This is a genomic window from Bifidobacterium sp. JNUCC 75 (assembly GCF_054819865.1).
Map to the genome: position 1 here is coordinate 882,092 of NZ_JBTHIF010000001.1, position 22,638 is coordinate 904,729.

The 22,638-nt window shown below is 59.3% G+C and carries 20 protein-coding genes; 7 read left to right on the top strand and 13 right to left on the bottom strand.

The features are described 5' to 3' along the window. Positions 1–172 precede the first annotated feature (172 nt). The gene (locus ACVWNW_RS03730) at positions 173–1,063 is read right to left on the bottom strand and encodes an AraC family transcriptional regulator (protein WP_110425848.1); all 891 of its coding nucleotides are present in this window, start codon (positions 1,061–1,063) and stop codon (positions 173–175) included. 372 nt (positions 1,064–1,435) lie between these two features. On the opposite strand from ACVWNW_RS03730, the gene ACVWNW_RS03735 reads away from it, so the two are divergent. The 6 genes from ACVWNW_RS03735 (at position 1,436) to ACVWNW_RS03760 (ending at position 8,114) form a co-directional block, all read left to right on the top strand. After that, positions 1,436–2,488, top strand: coding sequence for a 3-isopropylmalate dehydrogenase (locus ACVWNW_RS03735; protein WP_454483365.1), 1,053 nt, complete (start codon positions 1,436–1,438; stop codon positions 2,486–2,488). 142 nt (positions 2,489–2,630) lie between these two features. Then, complete coding sequence (locus tag ACVWNW_RS03740) at positions 2,631–3,500, top strand: sugar phosphate isomerase/epimerase family protein (protein WP_313840852.1); 870 nt, start codon at positions 2,631–2,633, stop codon at positions 3,498–3,500. 114 nt (positions 3,501–3,614) lie between these two features. Further along, the gene (locus ACVWNW_RS03745) at positions 3,615–4,403 is read left to right on the top strand and encodes a sulfite exporter TauE/SafE family protein (RefSeq protein WP_313840853.1); all 789 of its coding nucleotides are present in this window, start codon (positions 3,615–3,617) and stop codon (positions 4,401–4,403) included. A 180-nt stretch (positions 4,404–4,583) separates the two neighbouring features. Further along, positions 4,584–6,215 carry a putative PEP-binding protein gene (locus tag ACVWNW_RS03750; RefSeq protein WP_454483110.1) on the top strand — a complete coding sequence of 544 codons (1,632 nt, stop codon included), beginning with the start codon at positions 4,584–4,586 and terminating at the stop codon, positions 6,213–6,215. Beyond that, positions 6,212–7,075: a transketolase gene (locus ACVWNW_RS03755; RefSeq protein ID WP_313840855.1), complete on the top strand. Its 864-nt coding sequence runs from the start codon at positions 6,212–6,214 to the stop codon at positions 7,073–7,075. The genes ACVWNW_RS03750 and ACVWNW_RS03755 overlap by 4 nt, the downstream gene beginning before the upstream one ends. 58 nt (positions 7,076–7,133) lie before the next feature. Then, positions 7,134–8,114 (top strand): transketolase family protein, encoded by a 981-nt coding sequence (locus ACVWNW_RS03760; RefSeq protein ID WP_454483112.1) that lies wholly within the window; start codon positions 7,134–7,136, stop codon positions 8,112–8,114. A 141-nt stretch (positions 8,115–8,255) separates the two neighbouring features. On the opposite strand, the gene rho is transcribed toward ACVWNW_RS03760, so the two are convergent. Next, positions 8,256–10,148 carry a transcription termination factor Rho gene (gene rho, locus ACVWNW_RS03765; RefSeq protein WP_198208045.1) on the bottom strand — a complete coding sequence of 631 codons (1,893 nt, stop codon included), beginning with the start codon at positions 10,146–10,148 and terminating at the stop codon, positions 8,256–8,258. Between the two features lie 195 nt (positions 10,149–10,343). Between rho and ACVWNW_RS03770 the strand changes: the two genes are divergently transcribed. Further along, complete coding sequence (locus ACVWNW_RS03770; protein ID WP_454483114.1) at positions 10,344–11,006, top strand: TetR/AcrR family transcriptional regulator; 663 nt, start codon at positions 10,344–10,346, stop codon at positions 11,004–11,006. A 59-nt stretch (positions 11,007–11,065) separates the two neighbouring features. On the opposite strand, the gene ACVWNW_RS03775 is transcribed toward ACVWNW_RS03770, so the two are convergent. From ACVWNW_RS03775 to ACVWNW_RS03825, 11 genes are all read right to left on the bottom strand, one after another. Beyond that, positions 11,066–12,655: an NAD(P)/FAD-dependent oxidoreductase gene (locus ACVWNW_RS03775; protein WP_110425855.1), complete on the bottom strand. Its 1,590-nt coding sequence runs from the start codon at positions 12,653–12,655 to the stop codon at positions 11,066–11,068. Between the two features lie 138 nt (positions 12,656–12,793). Then, the gene (locus ACVWNW_RS03780) at positions 12,794–13,108 is read right to left on the bottom strand and encodes a DUF2469 domain-containing protein (protein ID WP_029678206.1); all 315 of its coding nucleotides are present in this window, start codon (positions 13,106–13,108) and stop codon (positions 12,794–12,796) included. Next, positions 13,105–14,208 (bottom strand): GNAT family N-acetyltransferase, encoded by a 1,104-nt coding sequence (locus tag ACVWNW_RS03785; RefSeq protein WP_248004122.1) that lies wholly within the window; start codon positions 14,206–14,208, stop codon positions 13,105–13,107. The genes ACVWNW_RS03780 and ACVWNW_RS03785 overlap by 4 nt, the downstream gene beginning before the upstream one ends. A gap of 167 nt (positions 14,209–14,375) precedes the next feature. Next, a complete protein-coding gene (gene gatB, locus ACVWNW_RS03790; RefSeq protein WP_046323426.1) occupies positions 14,376–15,878 on the bottom strand; it encodes an Asp-tRNA(Asn)/Glu-tRNA(Gln) amidotransferase subunit GatB in 1,503 nt (500 codons plus the stop codon). A gap of 24 nt (positions 15,879–15,902) precedes the next feature. Next, positions 15,903–17,456: an Asp-tRNA(Asn)/Glu-tRNA(Gln) amidotransferase subunit GatA gene (gene gatA / locus ACVWNW_RS03795; protein WP_454483117.1), complete on the bottom strand. Its 1,554-nt coding sequence runs from the start codon at positions 17,454–17,456 to the stop codon at positions 15,903–15,905. A 4-nt stretch (positions 17,457–17,460) separates the two neighbouring features. Continuing rightward, entirely contained in the window at positions 17,461–17,757 is a 297-nt protein-coding gene (gene gatC, locus ACVWNW_RS03800) for an Asp-tRNA(Asn)/Glu-tRNA(Gln) amidotransferase subunit GatC (RefSeq protein WP_015022515.1), read from the bottom strand. 43 nt (positions 17,758–17,800) lie between these two features. Next, positions 17,801–18,790 carry an ABC transporter permease subunit gene (locus ACVWNW_RS03805; protein ID WP_461196319.1) on the bottom strand — a complete coding sequence of 330 codons (990 nt, stop codon included), beginning with the start codon at positions 18,788–18,790 and terminating at the stop codon, positions 17,801–17,803. After that, on the bottom strand, positions 18,787–19,734 hold the full coding sequence (locus tag ACVWNW_RS03810; protein WP_454483121.1) for an ATP-binding cassette domain-containing protein: 948 nt from the start codon (positions 19,732–19,734) through the stop codon (positions 18,787–18,789). The genes ACVWNW_RS03805 and ACVWNW_RS03810 overlap by 4 nt, the downstream gene beginning before the upstream one ends. Beyond that, on the bottom strand, positions 19,731–20,435 hold the full coding sequence (locus tag ACVWNW_RS03815) for a TrmH family RNA methyltransferase (RefSeq protein ID WP_261253526.1): 705 nt from the start codon (positions 20,433–20,435) through the stop codon (positions 19,731–19,733). Before ACVWNW_RS03815 ends, ACVWNW_RS03810 begins: the two co-directional genes overlap by 4 nt. Continuing rightward, a complete protein-coding gene (locus ACVWNW_RS03820; RefSeq protein ID WP_454483123.1) occupies positions 20,432–21,109 on the bottom strand; it encodes a type I phosphoribosyltransferase in 678 nt (225 codons plus the stop codon). Before ACVWNW_RS03820 ends, ACVWNW_RS03815 begins: the two co-directional genes overlap by 4 nt. 37 nt (positions 21,110–21,146) lie before the next feature. Beyond that, positions 21,147–22,499: a DNA recombination protein RmuC gene (locus tag ACVWNW_RS03825; RefSeq protein WP_211119950.1), complete on the bottom strand. Its 1,353-nt coding sequence runs from the start codon at positions 22,497–22,499 to the stop codon at positions 21,147–21,149. Positions 22,500–22,638: the final 139 nt, after the last annotated feature.

Genomic DNA, 22,638 nt, shown 5'->3' on the forward strand with positions numbered 1-22,638 from the left:
TGCTATCGCTGTAATTACTGTGTTATTGAGGGAGCTGCACTGCGTCCCTCTCATTGCATCGTAGGGTGCCACGCACTTCCCGACTGCTGCCAATCGACCGGGAAAACACCTTTTCTTATCTTCCCTGCAGAAATCTGAATATTGGGTATCGCATTTTCAGAAAACCTGCAGACTATGAAAACTTCCGCCGAAACTCGGAAGGCGAGACTCCCACAAGCTTCTTGAAGGAGGACGAGAAGTGCGAGCTCACCGTGAATCCGCACTCCTTGGTGATCTGAGCGATGGGGATCTTGCTGGTCGTCAGCAGGTACTTGGCATGCGAGATCCGGCATTCCAGGACGAATTGATGCACACCCATGTCCAAATGCCGCTTAAAAGCATGGGAGAGCTGCGACTCGCTCGTATTCAGAATCTTGCTGAGCGCATGGATGGATACATCCGAGTCGAAGTGCCTATTGATGTATCGTATGGCCGCTGACAGATCCGGGGGTACATTGTCGTCATAGTGCACCTCCAGGCTCTCATCGACTCGGCGAGTGAGCAGCACCAGCACATGCTCCAAACGGCGGTGGAGCAATTCGTCCAATTGTCTTCGCGACAGTGACACATCCCCGGAGCGCATCTGGTCCAGTATGGAGGTGAGTTCATCCCCGGCATCTTGAGAATCCGTGAACAAAGGACCGTTGACATCCTGCAGATAGTCAGCGTATGCCTGTACGCCGTTGCCCTGAAAATGCAGGTAGGAGAATCGCGTCAGCCCGCTTGACCGGTAATCATTATGGTTTTTGCAGTCCAGCAAAACAACATCTCCTGCATGAGCAGTAAATGAAGCACCCTCATAGACATAATCAAGACTGCCTGACTCAATGAAGAACAGGAGGAAGGAGTTCATATACTCACGTTTGCAGGAATAGTCCGAATTGACCCGGTACGTCCCGCCCCACAGCGGATGGAGGAAGACTGCGCGCGCCAGCCTTCCTGCGTCATTTATCTGTATGGCTTTCTTCCCGAGAATGCCGGATTCATCCGCCGGTATCCATTTTTTATAATCCTTAGGTGTCATATCCCACGATCCCCTTTACTCGCGTCCTTGCCAGTTCAGGTCCATGAATTGTGCTTTTATTGCTTTATTCTATTAGATTGCGTTGTTGAAATGTTGTCTGCTCTGTGCCCCCTCCCCCGGGCAACACCCAAGGACCGATACACACGGGGCAGCAGAAGGCACGGATATTCAGCATACTGCCTGTCGAATGATCCGCTGTATTTTCATGTTATGCAGCTATTGGACAGTCCTCTACCCACTTTGATAAGTAAATCAAGGGAATGGCGAATTTTCGACACGATTATGCGAATATTGATATGAAAATCCCGTATATCGGTCTTTTTGGTGGTTTTCTGATTGCCATACCGCCAGGCAATCATTAACATGAAAGTCATGAATACCCAAACATCAAAGAAGACATTGGACATCGCGGTCATTCCCGGTGACGGAATCGGCCGTGAAATCGTGCCAGTCGCGCAAGCTGTACTCAAGGAAGCCGTTGACGACAGCGTCTCCTTTAACTACACCGACTACGATCTGGGCGCAGATCGATACCTGCGTGACGGTACCCTCATCACAGATGACCAACTCAAGGATATGGACCAAAAGGATGCCATCCTCCTGGGGGCTGTCGGCGATCCTCGAGTCAAGTCAGGGATTCTGGAGCGCGGCCTGTTGCTCAAGCTTCGCTTCGCGTTCGACCAGGCCATCAACATGCGGCCCTCGAAACTCTATCCAGGCGTCAAATCCCCCCTGGCCGACCCCGGCGACATCGACTTCGTCGTCATCAGAGAAGGCACCGAAGGCCTCTATTCCGGCATGGGCGGTCTGCTGCGCATGGGCACTGAACACGCCATAGCCACCGAAACCTCGATGAACACTGAATTCGGCGTCGAGAGGGCAGTGAGGTTTGCCTTTGAGCTGGCTCGCAAGCGCGGAGGCAAGAAGCACGTAACCATGGTCAACAAGACCAACGTACTCTACTATGCCGGTCAACTCTGGCTGTGGGTCATGGACAAGGTCGGCAAGGAGTACCCCGACGTGACCTATGACTACCTGCATGCCGATGCCTGCACCATCTTCCTGGTCACCGATCCCTCCCGGTTCGACGTGATTGTGACCGACAACCTCTTCGGAGACATCATCACTGACGAGGCCGGCGCAGTTGTGGGCGGAATCGGCTATTCGGCATCAGCCAACATCAACGTGACCGATGAGCATCCCTCCATGTTCGAGCCCATCCACGGCTCCGCCCCCGACATTGCGGGCAAGGGTATAGCCAACCCTTCGGCCACAGTCCTGTCTGCCGCCATGCTCCTGCAGCACTTCGGGTACGACGAAGCAGCCGCCCGCATCGATCGCGCCGTGGAAGCGGATGCTGAGGAGAACTCCTCACGCAAACGCAGCACGGATCAAATCGGCCAGGACATCATCGCAAGACTGTAAACAAGCAGCAACATACCTGTAAGCGCTCCGGAGGACTGAAACTCTGAACTCCGGGCGCCTACCTACCCTGTCCGCAGCAAGGATGCCGACGAACAGGACGAACCAGGGGCATCCATAAGTTCCAACAACGAGGTTAGACAATATGAAAATCGCATTGGATCCCACACCATTCCATCCCGACCTGCCATTCCTGGATTTGCCCAAGGCGGTAGCGGACGCCGGCTATAAGTACATGCAGCTGGCTCCGCACGATGCCTTCCTGCCGTTTTATGTGCATCCCAAGGCGGACGACGAACTGGTCAAGGACTTCGCGGCCGCTCTGAAGAAGGCGAACGTTGAGCTGTGCTCGCTGCTGCCGGTCTACAGGACCTCCTGGCCCGACGAGCGAGAGCGGCAGACAGCAGTGCGCAATTGGAAGCGGGCCATCGAAATCGCGGCTCTGCTGGACGTGCACGTCATCAACAGCGAATTCAGCGGCATACCGGAGCGCTATGAGGAGTCCGAGGCTGCCTTCTACGCGACCATGGAGGAAATACTGCCTCTGCTTGAGCGGGAAGGCATCCGCATCAACTTCGACCCGCATCCCTACGATTTCGTCGAGAACGGCATTGATGCGCTAAGGATCACACGAGGCCTCAACAGCCCGCTGGTCGGTGCGGTGTACGTGGCTCCTCACACCTTCCACTACGGCAACAATGTGGACGGGATCACCGCCCTGGCCGGCAAACGACTCAGGTCGGTCTATATCTCAGACAGCTATGACCATCATCGTTCGCATGATCTGCGTTATATAGCCAATCCCCCAGGGACCAACGCCCGCGTTCACCAGCACCTGAAAGTGGGCGACGGCGATGTGGACTTCAAGGCCCTGTTCTCCGCCCTGAAGAAGAACGGGTTCCTGGACCGGGAGGATTCCATCATCGTCTCCAACGTATTCGCCGAGGACGAGACCGCCCACGAAACGTCCGTCTACCAGCGTGAAACCATAGAACGCCTGGTGGCGGAAGCCTGAACGCAACTGCCTGTTTCCTCAGGAGTTGCCATGTCGGCCGACACTGATGTGACGCAGTGTCGGCCGACGCATCTTCTTATAAAGAGCGTGCGCCAACAAAGGAAGTGACCTAACATGAACCTCTGGCTGATCATCGGTTTGGCGGCGGCTGCTGTCCTGATCGGCCTGGACAAGTCGTTGATACCAGGCTCAGCCATCCTGGCGGTGGCCGCTCTGGCGTCACTGATGCCCGCCAAAGAAGCCACCGAGCTGACGCTGATCATGGCTGTCGTCGCTGACTGGACCGCCATCTGGGCCTACCGGCATGACATTGTGCTGGCTTCCCTGCTTAGACTGTTGCCGACTGTGACCATAGGCATCCTTGCCGGCGTCTGGTTCTTGTATCACGCTGACAATGACGCGACCAAAAAGATTATAGGGGTCATACTTGCCTGCTTCATTGCGCCTTACTTCCTCTCGCGCATAAGGTCCGCGCTGAAAACGCGGCAGAGGGGCAAGAGTCAAGCCCCCCAAGTCGAAACCAGAAGCAAGAACAGGCAGAAGCAGTGGATAAGCGTGGCATTCCACATGCTCTGCGGCGTTCTGGCGGGTTTTACCACCATGGTGGCCAATGCCGGAGGACCGGTCACAGCCGTCTATTTCAGCAGCGAGCAGTTGCCGGTCAAGCAATTCCTAGGCACCACGGCAGCTTTCTACTTAGTGGTGAATATGGTGAAGCTGCCTTTCGCAGTCGGACTGAACACAACCAACAGAGAAACCGCGCTTGCCCTCCTATGCGTTCTCCCGCTCACATTGCTCGCCGTCTTCTGCGGCAGGCTGATCGCCGGTCACGTCAACCAGAAAGCCTTTACTGCGGCAATCTACATTTTCGCAGTCATCGCCGTCATCAACCTTCTGGTCTGAAAGGCACCATTATGGCAACAGTACCGATTCCTGCACAAAAATTGGCAGAACGCTCCCAATCTCAGCAAAAGACCAAGTCAGACTTGAATCTGGCTGAAGGCTTACTACCTTAGCCAATGCCGAGAACAGACACAGCGCGTGTTGTCTATTCAACGCCTTCGATCCAATGAGGGAAATGCTATGCGCAACGCTACAGAACAATTCGTGTACAAGCTGTCTGAAGGCGATGCCTCCATGCGTGATCTGCTGGGAGGCAAGGGAGCCGGTGTGGCTGAGATGACCAAACTCGGCATGCCTGTGCCCGAAGGTTTCACTATCACCACGCAGGCCTGCAAAAGCTACCTATCCGGATCCAACGACATCAGCCAGGAAATCCGCGGGCAGGTGCTGAGCAGTCTGTCTGATCTGGAGGAAGCCACTGGCAAGCGACTCGGGGACGGCGTTAATCCCCTGCTGGTATCGGTCAGATCAGGAGCTCAGGTCTCCATGCCCGGCATGATGGACACCATCCTCAATCTGGGGCTGAACCAGGAGGTAGTGCAGGCTGTGATCAGCAAGACCGGCAACTTACGCTGGGCCTGGGACTCCTACCGTCGGTTCATTCAGATGTACAGCAATGTGGTGATGGGCGTGCCCGAGGATGTCTTCGAACAACGCCTCTCCGAGCGCAAGGCCGAGCGACAGGTCAGCGGTGACAACGACCTGGATGCCGAGGACATGGAATGGCTGGCCCACCGTTTTCTGGACGACTACAAGCAGCAGAAAGGCCGCGAGTTCCCGACCGATCCCACCATCCAACTCTTCGAATCCATCAAGGAGGTCAGGGCCAACGCAGACACGCCGCAAGACGCCCGACGCTCACAGGAGCTGGGTGCTGAAGGAATCGGCCTGTGCCGCACCGAGCATATGTTCTTCCAGCCCGATCGCATCGAAGCCATCAGACGGATGATAGTGGCAGCAGACGAAGAAGAACGCCAGGAAGCCCTCGATGCCCTCCTGCCTATGCAACGCGAGGACTTTACCGCCATGTATGAGGCCTTGGGCGGAAGGCCGATGACTGTCAGACTGATCGATCCGCCACTGCACGAATTCCTGCCCAAAACCGCTCAGGCTGTGGAAGCTCTGGCAAAGGCGACCGGGCATACAGCCGAGGAGATCAAAGACACTGCTGACGAACTGACCGAAGTCAATCCCATGCTGGGGCACCGCGGCTCACGCCTGGCAGTCACCTACCCCGCCATCGCCCGCATGCAGACCCGGGCCGTGGTGGAAGCCGCCATCCAAGTCAAGCGCCGACACCCCGACTGGTCCCTTGCTCCAGAGATCATGGTGCCTCTGGTCAGCGAACCGGCGGAATTCAAATATGTCAAGCAGATTGTGGAGGAGACGGCAAACCGTGTCATCAAGGAGTCCGGGCTTCCCATGTACTGCTCGGTCGGAACCATGATCGAAACCCCCAGAGCGGCACTGCTGGCCGGTGATATAGCAGCCGGCGCTGAATTCTTCTCTTTCGGCACCAATGATCTTACCCAGATGACCTTCGGGCTCAGCCGGGACGATGCCGGATCCTTCCTTCAGGACTATTACGACAAGGGGCTTCTGCAGGAGGATCCCTTCTCTATCGAATTCTGCGAGCGCGTTGGCCTGGACTATGTATCCTGCTCAACCTACCGGGTGCCGGTGGCGAGACTGGCCGCAGCCCAGCCAGTCAGGGCAGGCATGCGCCCGAACGCAGGTAGGACAGCAATCAGGAAAACCAAACACCGCCGCAATAAGAACCGATCTACAAGAATAGTAAGGAAATCAACATGAACGAAAGCACCGATGCAGACAAGGTCAGAGAACTCAAACAGTTCGCTGGTCGAATCAGACAGGAGACGATCAAGGAGATCTCAGCCTTTGGGACCGGCCACGTAGGGGGATCCCTGTCGATAGCCGACCTTTTGGCCGTCCTGTACGGACAGGAGATGAACATCAAGCCCGAGGATCCACAGTGGGCCGACCGGGACTGGTTCGTCCTGTCCAAGGGCCACTGCGCCCCGGCCCTATACGCCACACTCGCCTTGCGCGGATACTTCCCCATGGATTGGTTGAATACCCTCAACCGCAACGGGACCAACCTTCCCAGCCATGCCGACAGACTCAAGGTTCCCGGAGTGGACGTAACCGCCGGGTCCCTGGGTCAGGGGGCCTCAGTAGCCTCCGGCGTTGCCCTGGGACTGAAAATGGATGGTCGGGACAACAAGGTCTATCTGGTCATAGGAGACGGCGAGAGCCAGGAGGGGCAGATTTGGGAGATGGCCCTTTTCGCCGCCCAGCATCGCCTGGGCAATCTGATTGCTTTCATGGACTATAACGGCCTGCAGCTGGACGGATACTGCAAGGACATCTGCTCCTTGGGAGATGCCGCAGCCAAGTTCGAGGCTTTTGGGTGGCAGGTCGTTGACGTTCCCGATGGCAATGACGTCCCCTCCATTCTTCAAGCTTTGGAGACAGTCCACAGCAAGACACAAAAGACCGACGACCGACCTTCAATGATCGTGCTTCATACGGTCAAGGGCCTGGGATGGTCCGAGATTGCCGGAACTCCGAAGAGTCATTCAACATCAATCAACGAACAGCAGCGCGACCAGGCTTTGGCTGAAATCCAAACAATGATGGATGCAGCCTGAGCATGAGAGCCATGTGCGCGAGCCTAATTGCACACGGACAGGTGAAAAGGGAAGAGGAATGATAGAACATATTTTGGAAAACGAGAAACAGGAAATGCGACAGGCCTTCTGCCAGTGCCTCCTCGATCTGGCGGCCGACGAGGAGCGCCTGGTTCTGCTGGATGCTGATTTGATGAGTGCCATGGGCACCAAGCCCTTCCAGGAAGCCTACCCCGAACGGACAGTGGACTGCGGCATCCAAGAAGCCAATATGATCGGCACTGCGGTAGGGCTCTCCCTTACCGGCAAAATACCGTTCGCACACACCTTCGCCTCCTTCATGAGCCGAAGAGCCATGGACCAGATCTTCATTTCCGGCGCCTACAGCAAGGCCAATGTCAAACTCATTGGCTCCGACCCGGGAATCACCGCCAAGACCAATGGCGGCACCCACATGTCCTTTGAGGATATGGGGATCATGAGGGGCATCCCCACAATGACCGTCCTGGAAGCCACCGACATCACCATGCTGAAATGGATAATGGGTTGGATGGCCCGAACCTACGGCATGCAATACATGCGGTTGGTGCGCAAGCAGTGCGTCAAAATCTACCGGGATGGAACTGATTTTCAAATAGGAAAAGCCGTGCAGGTCATGAATCAGTTCGATGCACAGGCAACCATCATCGCCAGCGGCGTCTGCGTGGCTGAATCCATCAAAGCCGCCCGCACCCTGAGCGATGAAGGCATAGGGGTCCGCATCCTCGACATGTTCACCTGGAAGCCATTGGACAATCAGGCCGTAATCGATGCGGCCAAACAGACCGGGGCTATCGTGACCGCCGAGAACCACAATGTCAACACAGGCCTGGGTGCTGCCGTCAGTGAAGCAGTGGCAAGCAGCTGTCCGGTTCCTATCGAATTCATTGGAGTGCACGACCGATTCGGCCAGGTCGGCGACCAGGACTATCTGGCTCAGCAGTATGGAATGACCGCAAAAGACATTGTAGAAGCCGTCAGAAAAGTCGTCGATAGAAAACGCCTGTATCTTCACCGCTGACATCTGATACGTCACCGGAGCACAGAAGAGGGGCAGGGTGTCGGATTGCCGGCACCCTGCCCCTTATTGACCTGTGGCTTAACGCGCGAACTCTAGCCTGCAGCCCTGGACCGGGTTGCAGGCACGCTTACCGGATCAGGCCTACTTCTGAGCCAGCATGGACTGATTGATGGCCGCCAGGAAGTCCCGGTTGGTGGCGGTCTTCTTCAGCCTGGGCACCAAGGTCTGGTAGGCCTGCTCGGTCTCCATGCCGCCCAGGAGGCGACGCAGCCGGTAGACCACAGCCAGCTCCTCGGGTGCGGTAATCAGCTCCTCGCGCCGGGTGCCGGAGGCGTTGATGTCGATGGCGGGGAACATGCGCTTGTCGGCCAAATCCCTGGTCAGCCTCAGCTCCATGTTGCCGGTGCCCTTGAACTCCTCGAAGATGACCTCATCCATTTTGGACCCGGTCTCCACCAGGGCCGATGAGATGATGGTCAGCGAGCCGCCGTTCTCGATGTTACGGGCGGCGCCGAAGAAGCGCTTGGGCGGATAGAGGGCCTGTGCATCCACGCCGCCGGAGAGGATGCGTCCGGAGGCGGGAGCCGAGATGTTGTAGGCGCGGGCCAGACGGGTCATGGAATCCAGAAGGACCACCACATCTTGTCCCAGCTCCACCAGGCGCTTAGCCCGTTCGATGGCCAGCTCGGCCACGGTGGTGTGATCGCTGGCGGGACGGTCGAAGGTGGAGGAGATGACCTCGCCCTGAACCGTGCGCTCCATGTCAGTGACCTCCTCGGGCCGCTCATCCACCAGGACCACCATCAGGTGCACCTCGGGGTTGTTGGCGGTGATGGAGTTGGCTATGGACTGCAGGGTCAGGGTCTTGCCGGCCTTGGGCGGCGAAACGATCAAACCGCGCTGACCCTTGCCAATGGGAGCGACGATGTCGATCAGACGACCGGTGATGTTCTTGGGCTGGGTCTCCATCCGCATACGCTCCTGCGGGTAGAGGGGAGTCAGCTTGTTGAAGTGAGGGCGCCCTGCAGCGTCCTCCACACTCATGCCGTTGATAGTGTCAATGGCCTGAAGAGGAACGAATTTCTGCCGCTGATTGCGATGCTCGCCCTCGCGGGGAGGACGGATGGAGCCATGCACGGCATCGCCCTTGCGCAGGCCATACTTCTTGACCTGGCCCATGGAGATGTAGACATCGTTAGGGCCGGGCAGGTAGCCGGAGGTGCGCACGAAAGCATAGGAGTCCAGCACATCCACAATGCCTGCCACGGGGACCAGATCCTCGGGCTTGAAGTTCTCCCTGGGCTCATAGTCACGATCCCGGCCGCTGCTGCGATGGTTGTTGCGGTTGCGTCGGTCGTTGCGATCGTTGCGGTCATTGCGGTCGCTTCGGTTTCGGCGATCATAGCCGTTGTGACGGTAGTCGCGCCCCTCTTCGCCGCGATCCTCATAGCTGCGCCGACGGGGCCGGTCATTCCGTGAAGGCAATGCTGCCAGAATGTCGTCCAAATTGCGCACTGAACCTGAGCCGGAACCTTCGCGCTCTTCACCATGCTCACGCTCGCTCCGGCCGCGGTTGACGTGGGAGCCTCGGGATGAATCCGTGCTGCGGTGACGGCGACGGGATATGACCACATTCTCCTCGTCGGCCACGGTATGGGGGAAGCGGTTCCGGTGCTCAGTATGACCGCTCTTATGATCGTCAATGCCTAAAACATCGAAGAGGTCTCCGACAGGACTATCACCCTTGGATTCCTGGGTTTCCGTGGACTCCTGTCCGCTTTCCGCGGAGGACTTCGCCTCCTGCTTTGTCGGCTGCTGCTGATCGGCAACCTGGCCTCCCTTGGCCACGGCGGCCGCAGCCTTGGGCTTGCCAACGGTTACTCCCTCAGGGGCCTTGCCGCCCGAGCGTGCCGCCTCGATCGTCTCGATCAGGACCGGCTTGCGCATGCCGGAAATACCGCGCAACCCCAGCTGCCTGGCCAATTCCTTGAGTTCGGGCAGCTTCATGGAATGAATATCTTGGCTTGTTGCCACTGTTGTAATGCCTTTCCTTCGCTATGCCTAATTCGGCTAGGCAAATAGCTTGAGAATAGTGCGGGGGTACCGCTCATGAAAATTCGATGCCGACTCGGCTTATCGAACTTCCATAAGCCTACAACGACTGCCCGACCGGTGCAAGGAACAGCCTGCGTGTCCAAATATTCATGGGTAAACCCCTAGACTGGGCATATGAATGATCGATCATCTCTGCGTGAGCAACGGCGGAGCGAATTCGTAACCACCGCCATGCGGGTCTTCGACCGGAAAGGTGCCGCAAACACCTCCCTGCGCGACGTCATCCACGCCATGAACCACGGCAAGGGCGTGGGCATGAGCGTTTTCTATTACTACTTCAAATCCAAGGACGATCTGATAGATGCCTGCGTACGCACTTATCTGGCCTCCTACGTGGATCATGTGGTCGACATTCTGCATGATTCTGACCTGAACGTTCAAGAGGCGCTGGACGACATTTGCCCACATCTGATAAGGGCCATCTGGAAGATGGACGTGATCTTCGCGGACAAGGCCAACTGGTACAGCTACCTGAGCACCAACAGCAATGTGATGGAGGGCTTCGTCACACAGATTATCGACCCTTTGACCAAGGCGCTGGACCGCTGGCTGAATCGGGGCGACCTACCGCAGACCCAGCTGATGCAAACAGCCGGCACCCGCACTGTAGCCTGGCTGATGGCCGACGGGCTCTCGTCCATCGTCAGCAACGGCAGAGGAGCCGCCGGAAACCCGCAGATCAGAGAGGTGGTCCGCCAACGTGTCCGCGAGAGCGTGGCCTTCTTCTCGCAGTTGCTGGGCCTGCCCCTGAAGGCGCCGGCCATCGCCCTGTCGTGATGGCAAAGCCCCCGAACTTTCGATCGGAGGCTTAAAACGAAACGAAAGCCGAGGTTTGTCTACTTCTCCTCGTGATAAGACTTCTCGGTATTGACGTTCCAGACGTTGGTCTTGTCGGCACGCCCAGATTTGATGTTGGCCACGGCTTCCATGGATGTAGCCATGGAGTGGTCCTGGTTGTTGTAGTGGTGCTGCCCGTTGCGACCCACGCAGTAGAGGTTGCCGAAGGAGTCCAGCCATTTGACCAGCTCTGGCATCTGGGCGTAGGTATCGAAGTAGGCCGGGTAGGCCTTGACCACCCGCTCCCGGTGGGAATCCAGCACGTCGGCAGGGCCGTTGATGATGCCCATCCGGGTCAGCTCCTTGATGGCGAAGTCAGTCGTCTGCTGATCGCTCATGCTCCAGAAGTCATCACCCTCTTTGCAGAAGTACTCCAGGCCGATCCAGACAGTTCCGTCCACGTTCTTGACCATGTAGGGGCTCCAGTTGTTGAAGATCTGGATGCGGCCCATCTTGTAGCCGGGATCCTGCACATAAATCCAGCAGTCGGGAACAATGGGCGGATCACCCAAGGTCTTGATGGAGGTGGTGTTGCGGATGCGCAGGTGGCGGACCAGCAGGCCAACGGTCACGAAGTCACGGTAAGGCAGCCCCTGAGCCACCCTGACCATTTCCTTGTCGGTGGACGGCTCCTCGTGGGCGATGGCCTCCACCAGGTCCTTGATAGGCATGGAGGAGATGATCTGGTCGGCTTGCAGAGTCACTTCTTTACCATCAGCGTTGCGATAGATGACACCGGTCATGTGGCCGTCATGCTGAGTCAGTCCGATTACGCGGGCATCGGTGATCACGTGGACCCCGTGCTCCACATTGCGACGCTCCACGGTCTCCCAGAGCTGGCCCGGACCCAGCTTGGGGTACCAGAACTCCTCGATCAGGCTGGTTTCGACCTGATGAGCATCGCGCTTCTTGGGCAGCAGCTTCTGGAAGGCGTTCTTGAGCACGCCCATGATGCTGAGCCCCTTGACCCGCTGGGCGCCCCAGTCGGCGCTGATCTCGCGGGGATGACGGCCCCAGAGCTTTTCGGTGTAGCCCTCGAAGAACATGGAGTAGAGCTTGCGGCCGAAGCGGTTGATATAGAAGTTCTCCAGGTTGTCCTCAGGCAGCTTGTGGACGACGGACTTCAGGTAGCTGAACCCGGCCTGCATGGTCAGCTTGAAGCCCATGGCCCTGAGGGTGTTGAGCGTCAAGGAGATGGGATAGTCGAAGAAGTGGTGATTCCAGTAAATCCTAGAGACGCGGTGACGCTTGAGCATGACCCGGTCGGTCTTCTCCGGATCAGGGCCGCCGGGTTCCAGGTCGTGGTGGCGGCCAAGTTTTTTATCGTCATAGGAGGGCGCGCCCTGCAGAGGCAGGACCTCCTTCCACCAGTCCATGATCCGATCATCCTTGGAGAAGAACCGATGGCCGCCAATGTCCATCCGATTGCCGTTATGCCGGACCGTGCGGGAGATGCCGCCAAAGGCATCAGTGGCCTCCAGAACAGTGACGTCATAGCGCTCGTCGCCGCCGTCCTTGACCAGTTCCCATGCCGCTGTCAAGCCGGCGGGCCCTCCGCCGATGACGATCACGGACTGCTTGCGCTCCATGCCAACCTCCTGAAAACCGTATGAAATCACCACTACTGTACCTGGCTCGTCCCAGGCCAGAGGCTGCCGAGGGACTTCCCACACGAATTCCCGCCATTGCGTGGAACAAACGTGATGATGCTCGCCTCTGAGCGATATTTAGCCCAACGCATCGGGGATGTCGATATCTGTCTTCTGCACTTCCTCCACATTGACATCCTTAAAGGTGACGATGCGGACATTCTTGACGAACCGGCTGGACCGGTAGACATCCCAGACCCAGGCATCGGTCAGCCGGACGTCGAAGTAGACATCCTGCCCAGCGGACCGGACGTTGAAGTCCACCTTGTTGGCCAGGTAAAATCGCCGCTCGGTCTCGACCACATAGGTGAACAGCTTGATCACGTCCCGGTACTCGCGGTACAGGGCCAGTTCAGCGTTGGTCTCGTAGTTGTCGAGATCCTCAGCACTCATCGACTACCTCCATTCGCGCGATCACGGCCATGACCAAGCGTACGCCACCAAGCACGCTTGGAACGTTTGGTCTCAGCCGAGCCATAGGCCCAATCAGATGCCGTATGCTCCTCGCCGGACTGCTCGGCAACAGATTCGTCAGAATCAGGCTTATCCACGGCATCTGTGACATCCGTCTGACCAGAGTCTGCCCTCTCATCATTCCTGCTGTCAGATCCTGCATGGTCTTCAGCAGGTTTGTCTGAATGCGGGCCACCCGATGCAGACGAATCCCGAGATGCCGAGGCGGACTCCCCAGGCTCGGACCCGCTTATACCACCATTCTCATCCGCCGCGTATCCGTGTGCAACAAGAGCTTCGGCCACACCGGGGTTTTCGCGGATGACGTGCATGCCGAAAGCATTCAAAGAACGGATGGGATCATACTCGTCAACCAAAGCGTCCATGACGATCTGATCCTGATACTTGCCGTTCTCGGCATCCCAGAGCGCATCACGGGAGGTACCCGAAATCATGAATCCCAGAGACTGGTAGACAGAGATCGAGCGAGTGTTTTTCTCTGGCACAGCCACCCAGATCCGGTGCAGGCCCAGACCCGTAGGAGCAGCCGCGTACCCGTAGGTCATGATTCTGGGCATGGCATCCCGGGAGTAGCCACGCCCGCGGAAGTGCCTGCCCAGGACCACCTGGATTCTGGCCGAGCGTGACCAGCCGTCCACGTCGATCAGGAAGATCATACCAATGACCCCCTTGGTGGCATCAGCATCGGGCGAGCCGTCCTGGTCGGTGTCCGCATCAGTGACCATGGCCCAAGCCAGGGTGCGGCGGGACTCGGGATCGCCCACGCCCGAATCACGGGCAGCCAGACCCTTGGACCAGGCCACCGATCGACGTACCCAGGCATTGACCACGGCTCGTTCAGCGCTAGGCCCCTTACCGGTGATGCCGGTGGAATTGTAAAAGGCCTCCAGCTGGTCCATTGCCGTCAGATCGGCGATGACGGCCGGCCGCAGGTGCAACATCTCGCCCCGGATGTAGGGAATCTCAATCCGGTCGGGCAGCTGTCTGTCCGCCACGTCGTCAGGTCCCTCGGATTGCATTTGCGGTCGGTCATTGCCCCTGCCGCTCATAGACATCACGTCACCTCCATGATCGCCACCTTGCGATGGCAATCAATTGTAATCCCTCGCCCCTGGGAAAACCATGAGAGGCTGGGCAGGTCCGCCGGTCCGAATCCGATGGAACCAGGTCGGCGGACCGGGCGTGGTCAGGACTTAGCGATGCGCTCCATGACGATCTTGCTGACAGCCTTGGCATCGGCCTGGCCCTTGGTGGCCCTCATGACCGCTCCGATAATAGCGCCCATGGGCTTCATATTGCCGCCTTTGAGCTTGGCCACGATGTCCGGGTTGTCCTTAAGGGCCTGGTCGACGGCAGCATCCAGAGCCCCGTCGTCCGAAACCACCTGGTAGCCGTGCTTCTTGACGACCTCGCTGGGCTTGCCCTCGCCTGCCAGCACGCCGGAGACGGTCTGCTTGGCCAGCTTGTCATTGAGTTTGCCGTCGGCAATCAGCTGCTCCACATCGGCAACATCCTGAGCCGAAATGGGCAGCTCCTGCAGGCTGACCCCACGGGCGTTAGCTTCGCGGGAGATCTCGCCCAGCCACCACTTGCGGGCTCCGGCAGCCGTAGCGCCGGCCTTGACCGTATCCTCGATCAGGTCCACAGCATCGGCGTTGACCGCATCCTGCATTTGTCTGTCGGTGAAATCCCACTCCTTCTTGAGACGGGCGCGGCGTTCGCGCGGCATCTCCGGCATCTGAGCCTTGAGCTCCTCGATATGATCCTTGGTCACATGGACCATGACCAGATCAGGGTCGGGGAAGTACCGGTAATCGTTGGCATCGGTCTTGACACGGCCGCCCGCCGTGGTCTGTGTGGACTCATCCCAGTGGCGGGTCTCCTGCAGCACCTCCCCGCCGGACTCCAGCAGGGCTGCCTGACGGCGGATCTCGTAGGTCAGCGTCTTCTCGATGCCCTTGAAGGTGTTGACGTTCTTGGTTTCCGATCGGGTTCCCAGAGGGGCGTCCGGCCCGGCGTGCAGGGAGACGTTGACGTCGGCGCGCATGTTGCCCTGCTCCATCCGGGCGTGGGAGATGCCCAGGGCCCGGACGATGTCTCGGATGGCCCGGACGTAGGCCCCTGCCACCTCGGGGGTACGCGCCCCGGCGCCCTCGATAGGCTTGGTCACGATCTCGACCAGAGGGACACCAGCACGGTTGTAGTCCACCAGGGAGTGATCGGCACCCTCAATGCGGCCGTCAGCCCCGCCTACGTGGGTGTTCTTGCCGGCATCGTCCTCCACATGGGCCCGCTCGATGGGCACGCGGAAGATGCTGCCGTCGTCCAGCTCCACATCCAGATAGCCCTCGCCATTCAGGGGCTTGTCATATTGGGAGATCTGATAGTCGCGGGGCATGTCCGGATAGAAGTAGTTCTTTCTGGCGAACTGGCTCCACTCATTGACCTTGCAGTGCAGGGCCAGGCCCAGCTTGACCGCATAGTCGATGGCGGTCTTGTTGACCACAGGCAGGCTGCCGGGCAGGCCCAGGGAGACCGGAGTCAGCTGGGTGTTGGGCTCGCCGCCGAACTCGATATGGGCCGGGCAGAAGAGCTTGGTGTTGGTGCAGAGCTCGACATGGACCTCCAGGCCGAACACCGGGTCGTACTTGGCCACGGCATCGGCGTACTTCATCAGTTTTTCAGCCATTGTGATTCCGTTTCCTTCCGATGCCTACTTGTTCGATCCCTGGGCCAGGCCATCCAGCCAGGGGGTGGACAACTTCTGGGAGATGGGTCCGCCCCACTGCTCCTCCAGGGCCGCCTCAAGAGCGGCGGCAGGCCGGTACATGACCTCATCGCGCATCTGGGGGGCAAAGAACTGGAAGCCGACAGGCAGCCCGTCGTCGCTGAGCCCGGCGGGAATCGACATGGCCGGAGTGCCGGCCAGATTGGCCGGAATGGTGGCCACATCGTTCAGGTACATGGCCAGCGGATCGTCCATCTTCTCGCCGAAACGGAAGGCCGTGGTCGGCGAAGTGGGCGATACCAGGACATCGGCCTGCTCGAAGGCCTTCTCAAAGTCGCGGATGACCAGGGTGCGGACCTTCTGAGCTGAGCCGTACCAGGCATCGTAGTAGCCGGCGGAGAGGGCGTAGATACCCAGGATGATCCTGCGCTTGACCTCGTCGCCGAACCCGGCCTCACGTGTGGCGGCCATCATGTTGGCTGCCGTCTGGGGGACGCCATCGGGAGGCATGACCCGCAGGCCGTAGCGCATGCCGTCGTAACGGGCCAGGTTGGAGGAGACCTCAGAGGGCATGATGATGTAGTAAGCAGCCAGCGCGTATGGGAAGTGCGGGCAGGAGACCTGAACCACCTCGGCGCCCATGGATTCCAGCAGCGAGACAGCCTCGTTGAAACGTGCTTCGACGCCGGGCTGATAGCCCTCGCCGCCCAGCTCCTTGACCAGGCCCACCTTGAGGCCCTTCAGATCGCGCTTCTGGCCCTGACGAGCAGCCTGGCCCAGAGGGGGAACCGGCTTGGGAATCGAGGTGGAGTCTCGGCGGTCATACCCACCAATGATCTCCTGCAGCAAGGCGGCGTCCAACACTGACCTGGAGACCGGACCAATCTGATCCAGGGAGGATGCCATGGCGATGGCCCCGAACCTGGAAACACCGCCATAGGTGGGTTTGACACCCACGGTGCCGGTCAGGGATCCGGGTTGGCGAATGGACCCACCAGTGTCGGTGCCCAGGGCCAGCGGAGCCTCAAAGGCGCCGACAGCCGAAGCCGAACCGCCGCCTGAACCGCCCGGGACCCGCTCGGTATCCCAGGGGTTGTGTGTGGGCTTGAAGGCCGAGTGCTCAGTGGAAGACCCCTGGGCGAACTCATCCAGGTTGGTCTTGCCCAGAATAGGCATGCCTGCGGCCTTGAGCTTCTTGATGACGGTGGCATCGTAAGGTGGTACCCAGCCCTCGAGGATCTTGGAGGCAGCCGTAGTGGGAATGCCCTTGGTGACGATCATGTCCTTGATGGCAATGGGAACGCCGGCCAGTTCCGGCAGCCCCTCGGCGCCTTCATGGGCCATGCGCTTATCGAAAGCGTCAGCCTGCTCCAGGGCCTGATCAGCGCTGACCTGCAGAAATGCATCAATGCTGGGCTCGGCGGCTTCGATCACATCCAGATGAGCCTGAACCAGCTCGCGGCTGGAGACCTGCCCCGACCGCAGCTGTGCGGCCATGTCGGAGGCGGATTGTTTGACCAATTCTTCCTGTGCACTCATCGTCTCACTCCTCACCCAGAATGCGCGGGGCCACGAACATACCGGACTCAGTTACCGGCGCCCCCGAAAGGGCAGCCTCCTGGGTCAGCGGCTCTTCAGCCTCATCGGGACGCAGATAGGCCTCCAGGGGGATGGGATTGGCAGTGGGGGGCACATCATCGCCGGCCACCTCCTGGACCTTGGTGATGGAATCGGCGATCACGTTGAGTTCGCCCTTGAGGCGGTCGGCCTCCTGATCGGTCAAGGCAATACGGGCCAGATCGCCCAAGTGCTTGATCTCTTCACGTGTAAAAGTTGGCATACCACTTATCATATGGGTGCTCTATGACACGCAGAAGACAGGGTCAACCGATGTCTGCGCGCCGGAAGACCAGGGTTCCCAGAGCACAGCATAGGGCTGTCCAGACCATCATGATCAGGCCGGCCTGCCACCAGGTGGGCCACCATCCGCGACCTGCTTCTGCAGTCCGGCCCAGGCCCGAGAGGAAGGTGACCAGCAGGCTGGTTGGGGTCAGCCTGAAGGGAATCTGCAGCCAGTCGACATGAGGGATCAAACCCCGCAGGATGCCCAGAATCAATGGCAGGATCAAGGTCAGTCCAAGAAACAGGCCGATCCCGCCGGCCTTGGATCGGCTCAAGGCTCCCAGACCCAGACCCATCAAGGCGAAGAGGACCAGCATGAGCGGGCCGCCCAGCAAATCAATCAGGGCCAGACCAGGATTGGAGGCAGGCAAGATGCCGGATCTGACTGATAGAAGCAGGGTCGCCAGTATCCAGCTGAGCAGCAGGCCCACCTGTGCCGCCAGCCAAGTCAGCAAGGCCAGAACAAAGCCCTTGGCCATGAGGACCATGCCTCGACGAGGATTGGCCGTCAGCGTGCTCTCAATGGTGGCGCCGGAAAATTCACGCGTGAGGGCCAGAACCCCCAGAATGGCCGCCACGATCATGGCCGGAAACAGGCCAGCTGCGACGGCCGACCAGAAAACGTCACTGGAGGCAGGCATGAGGCGGGCCGGGTATTGGCTGGTCTGTCGCCCCAGGCCAGCCAATACCCGGGGCGCACAAGCCATCAGGCCAGTGGTCAACGGCTGCAAGAGCATGACGATCAGCAGCAGAACCCAGGTCGATCGCAGGGAGAACATCTTGCGCAGCTCCCCTCGGACCGCCCCGGAAAGGGTCAAGTGACCGGATGGCCGATGCAAATCCATGAAGGACAGCCCCGAGGTCCGACGCAACCTGGTAAAAGCGGAGCCATGCCGTGGAGTTGCGTAATCAAGTCCTGCGGGTACCTCTCGCCGACTCCGACGGGCCCGACGACCGTTGTCAGCACTCACAGTCTTGCCTCTGAATCACTCTGCCGCGCGCCCCTTCTCCCATGGATGATGTCCTTGTAAGCCTGTTCCAGGGAAACTTCCTCCTGCTGGAAGTCGTAGAGAACCACACCCTCCTGGGCCAGAATCGAGGCTGTGGATGCCAAGGGCGCACCCTGGATGCGGAAGCGGGCGGCATCTGGCGGACAGTTCTCGTCTGGCGGCAGACGAGTGATGCTGATTCCGGCAGCCGTTGCCAGAGCGGCCTTTAATTGGTCGGGCTGCGGCGTCACCGCATAGATGGAGTCACGGGAGTGCTCGCCAATGAACCGGGCCACGGTCGTTCTCTCCAGTATCTGCCCCTTGGCGATGATGACCAGATCGTCAGCGATTTCAGCCAACTTGTTTATCTTACGGGAGCTTAGGAGGACTGCCTTTCCCTGTGAGGCAAGGCTGTGCCAGATGCCCCTCATCCTCTCGGCTCCCTCCGGATCCAGTCCATCAAAGGAATCATCCAGAACCATGTTGCGTGGGTCGCCCAGGAGGGCTGCGGCCAGGGCCAGCCGCTGACTCATCCCCAAAGAAAAAGAACCCGTCGATCTATCGGCGACCGATTGCAGGCCAACCATCTCCAGTACCTGGTTCACCCGACGCTGATCGATGCCATTGACTGCAGCCAGGGCCAGCAGGTGGTTCCTGGCATTGCATGCAGGATGGGCATTGCGTGGATTCAGTACTGCTCCTACTGTCCGCATGGGCGATGAGAGCCGGACGAACGGCTGGCCGTCGAACAGGGCTCTGCCTGAATCAGGACGAACCAGCCCTAGAGCGATGCGCAGTGTGGTCGACTTGCCAGCGCCTTTAGGCCCCACAAACCCGGTCACCCGACCGTCTCTGGCCGTGAAGGAGACACGGTCCAGTGCTTTGCGGGAGCCGAAACGCTTGGTCAGTGAGTCGATGACAATCATGGACCAGCCACCTCCGCATGCTGGCAGATCCAGGAGTGCATGGCCACGGCAGCCGCAGCCCCCGCATTGATGGATCGCACCGATCCAAACTGGGAGATGTAGACCACATCGTCGGCCAACTCCAAGGCCTTCTCGGAGAGCCCCGGCCCCTCGGCGCCGAACATGAGCAGGCAGCGACGAGGGAAGCTATAGGTCTCCATGGGAACGGCCCCAGGGACATTGTCGATGGCGATCATACGGGGCATGGACTCCCCCTGCCCGGCTGCCTCTTCCTGCAGGGTGGTCGCCATGGTTGCTATGTCGGGGTCGTGGACCACGTGCTGGTAGAGCTCGGTCATCAGGGAGCCTTTGCGGTTCCATTTGTGAGGACCGACTATATGGACGCGGCGGGCGGCAAAGGCATTAGCGGTTCTGACCATGGAGCCGATATTGAAGTCGTGTGTCCAGTTCTCCACAGCCACCTCGAAATCATGACGGCCCCGGCGATCCAAGTCGTCCCGAATAGCCTCGACCTTCCAGTAGCGGTACTGGTCCAGAACGTTGCGGCGGTCCCCCTGATCCAGCAGTTCACGGTCATAGCGCGGGTCTATCGGAAGGGGCTGCTCAGGATGCTCTTCCTGCCAGGGGCCAACCCCCACTTGCCGGAAGACCGGCTCATCCGAGGCCATGGCCGCTCGGGTGACTGGATCAGGCTCCCTCATGATCGCTCCGGCGAACCGTCGGCAGTGCCGACGAACTGATCCTCCTGGTAGGCGCAGATGAAGGGCAGCTGCTGCCGGGATCCGTCCACCGGATCGACCACCTGAATGCTGCCGTCTGTCCGGCCGCCCACCAGCGAAGCGATAGCCAACGTCTTCGCGCCCTGGTGCTGAATGATCCCGCAGTCAAGATTCAGCTCGTTATTCTTGCCCAAGGTAACCAGGGATGAAGTTTGCACATAGGATTTCCGGCCCAGCCAGGCATCCAGCAGGATGACCCGCCTGCCTTCGATGGATGGGCCCTTGATGGAGGGGTAGACGAAGTCCATGACGAAGGCGTCCAGATCCTGCCCGCGCGAGGCTGCGGCATGAAGCATGGCATCAGCCAGTGGCACGGCAGCGGCGGTCAGGGCCCCGACCGCATCGAAATCGTCGACTGAATAGCCCGCATCCTCCAGGGTATCCAGAAGAACGTGCCCGGCAAGTTCGGCCCCGCGGTGGTGGAAGGTGACCCCGCTCAGCTCGGTGAAGGGACGCCCGCCGATCTCCTGGGCCAGGAGTTCGCGCAACTGATCGACCGGCTCAGGCAGGTCCGTGTCGGATTTGCGCCCGACCAGATCAGGCGACCCAGTGGGCCTGAAGGATGAACCCTCTTGTCTCTTCGATGCCTCGTTCATGCTTATCAGACTAGCGCCGGAGGCCCCTAAGCGGCACTCACTGCCCTTGGTCAGGCAAAACTTCCGGCGCGGTCAGCTCCCTGATATTGCCCTTGTCTGAATCGATCATGTCGACCGAATCGATGACCTTGGAAGGGTCCATCTGCTGCAATTTGCGGGCGGTAACCAGAACCCGCGATTCCAAAGAGGATGCGAACTTGTTGTAGGCAGTCACCGTGGCAGTGATGGAACGGCCTAGTTTGTTGGCACGATCACCCAGGACCACAAAGCGTTCATAGAGCTCGTGGGTCAACGTGAATAGGGTGCGAGCGTCCTCGGACAGGTTCTGCTGCTGCCAGGCATAGGCCACCGACTTGAGCACAGCCCAGAGGGTCACCGGCGAGGTCAGAGCCACCTTTTGGGCAAAGGCATCATCCATCAGGGTGGGATCGACCTCCAGAGCGGCCTGCAGAAGGGAATCGTTGGGGATGAAGGCCACCACGAAGTCCGGGGCCGTCTCGAAGGCGTTCCAGTACTCCTTATCGGCCAGGGCCTTGACGTGCTCGCGCAGAGCACGGGCATGTGCCTTGAGCAGCTCGTCCCGGCGGCGCAACTCGTCATCCGACGCAGTGTCGGGGATCTCGCAGGCCCGCTGATAGTCGGAATAGGGAGCCTTGGCATCAATAGGAATAGTCTTGCCGCCGGGCAGGTGGACCACCATATCGGGGCGCAGAACGCGACCATCCGAGGCCGTGACCACAACCTGAGTGTCGAAGTCCACATGCTCCAAGAGCCCTGCCGACTCGACGATATTCCTGAGCTGAGCCTCTCCCCAGGCGCCGCGCACCTTGTTGTTGCGCAGAGCCGAAGCCAGAGAGCTGGTCTCCTTGTCCAGCCGCCCCTGCTGCTCACCCAAACTCTTCAGCTGCTGCCCTAAGGACCCCATCTCCTGCTTGCGACCCTCCTCGATTTGGGCCACCTTATGCTGGAGGGCATCCAGATTCTTCTGCACGGGAGCCAGGGCCGAGAGCACCTTGCTCTCCTCCTCCATGCTCTGAGCCTGCCTGCGCCGCTTCTCCTCCTCCTGAGCCTGTGTACGGCGGCGCTCCTGCTCGATTCTGATTTGCTCGGCCTGCTGGGCCTGGGCCAGCTGGGACTTGACAAAGGAGAGCTCGCGGTTCAGGCCGTCCACCTTGGTCCGCGCCTCCACCAGAGCCGCCTCGGATCCGTGAAGCCTGTCCTGAGTCTGGTCCAGCTGCGAACGCAGCTCATCCACCTGGCCGTCAGACCCCGTGCCAACGGCCCTTCGACCCTGGGCCCGACCCAGCGCATATCCGGCCAATCCTCCCAGGACCATACCGATCAGCAGGAGAAGCACAACCATGACTACCGATGACGTAGAATCGAACATATGTTCTAGTAAACCTCCACGACTGGACCCGAAAGTCAGATCGGCACAGCAGGCTGTCGGCGATAATTCGAGAATTCGTTTTTTCCGCAAGGAATCGGCCTTAAGACCAGTGCCGAACCGCAATGACGGGCAGAATAGG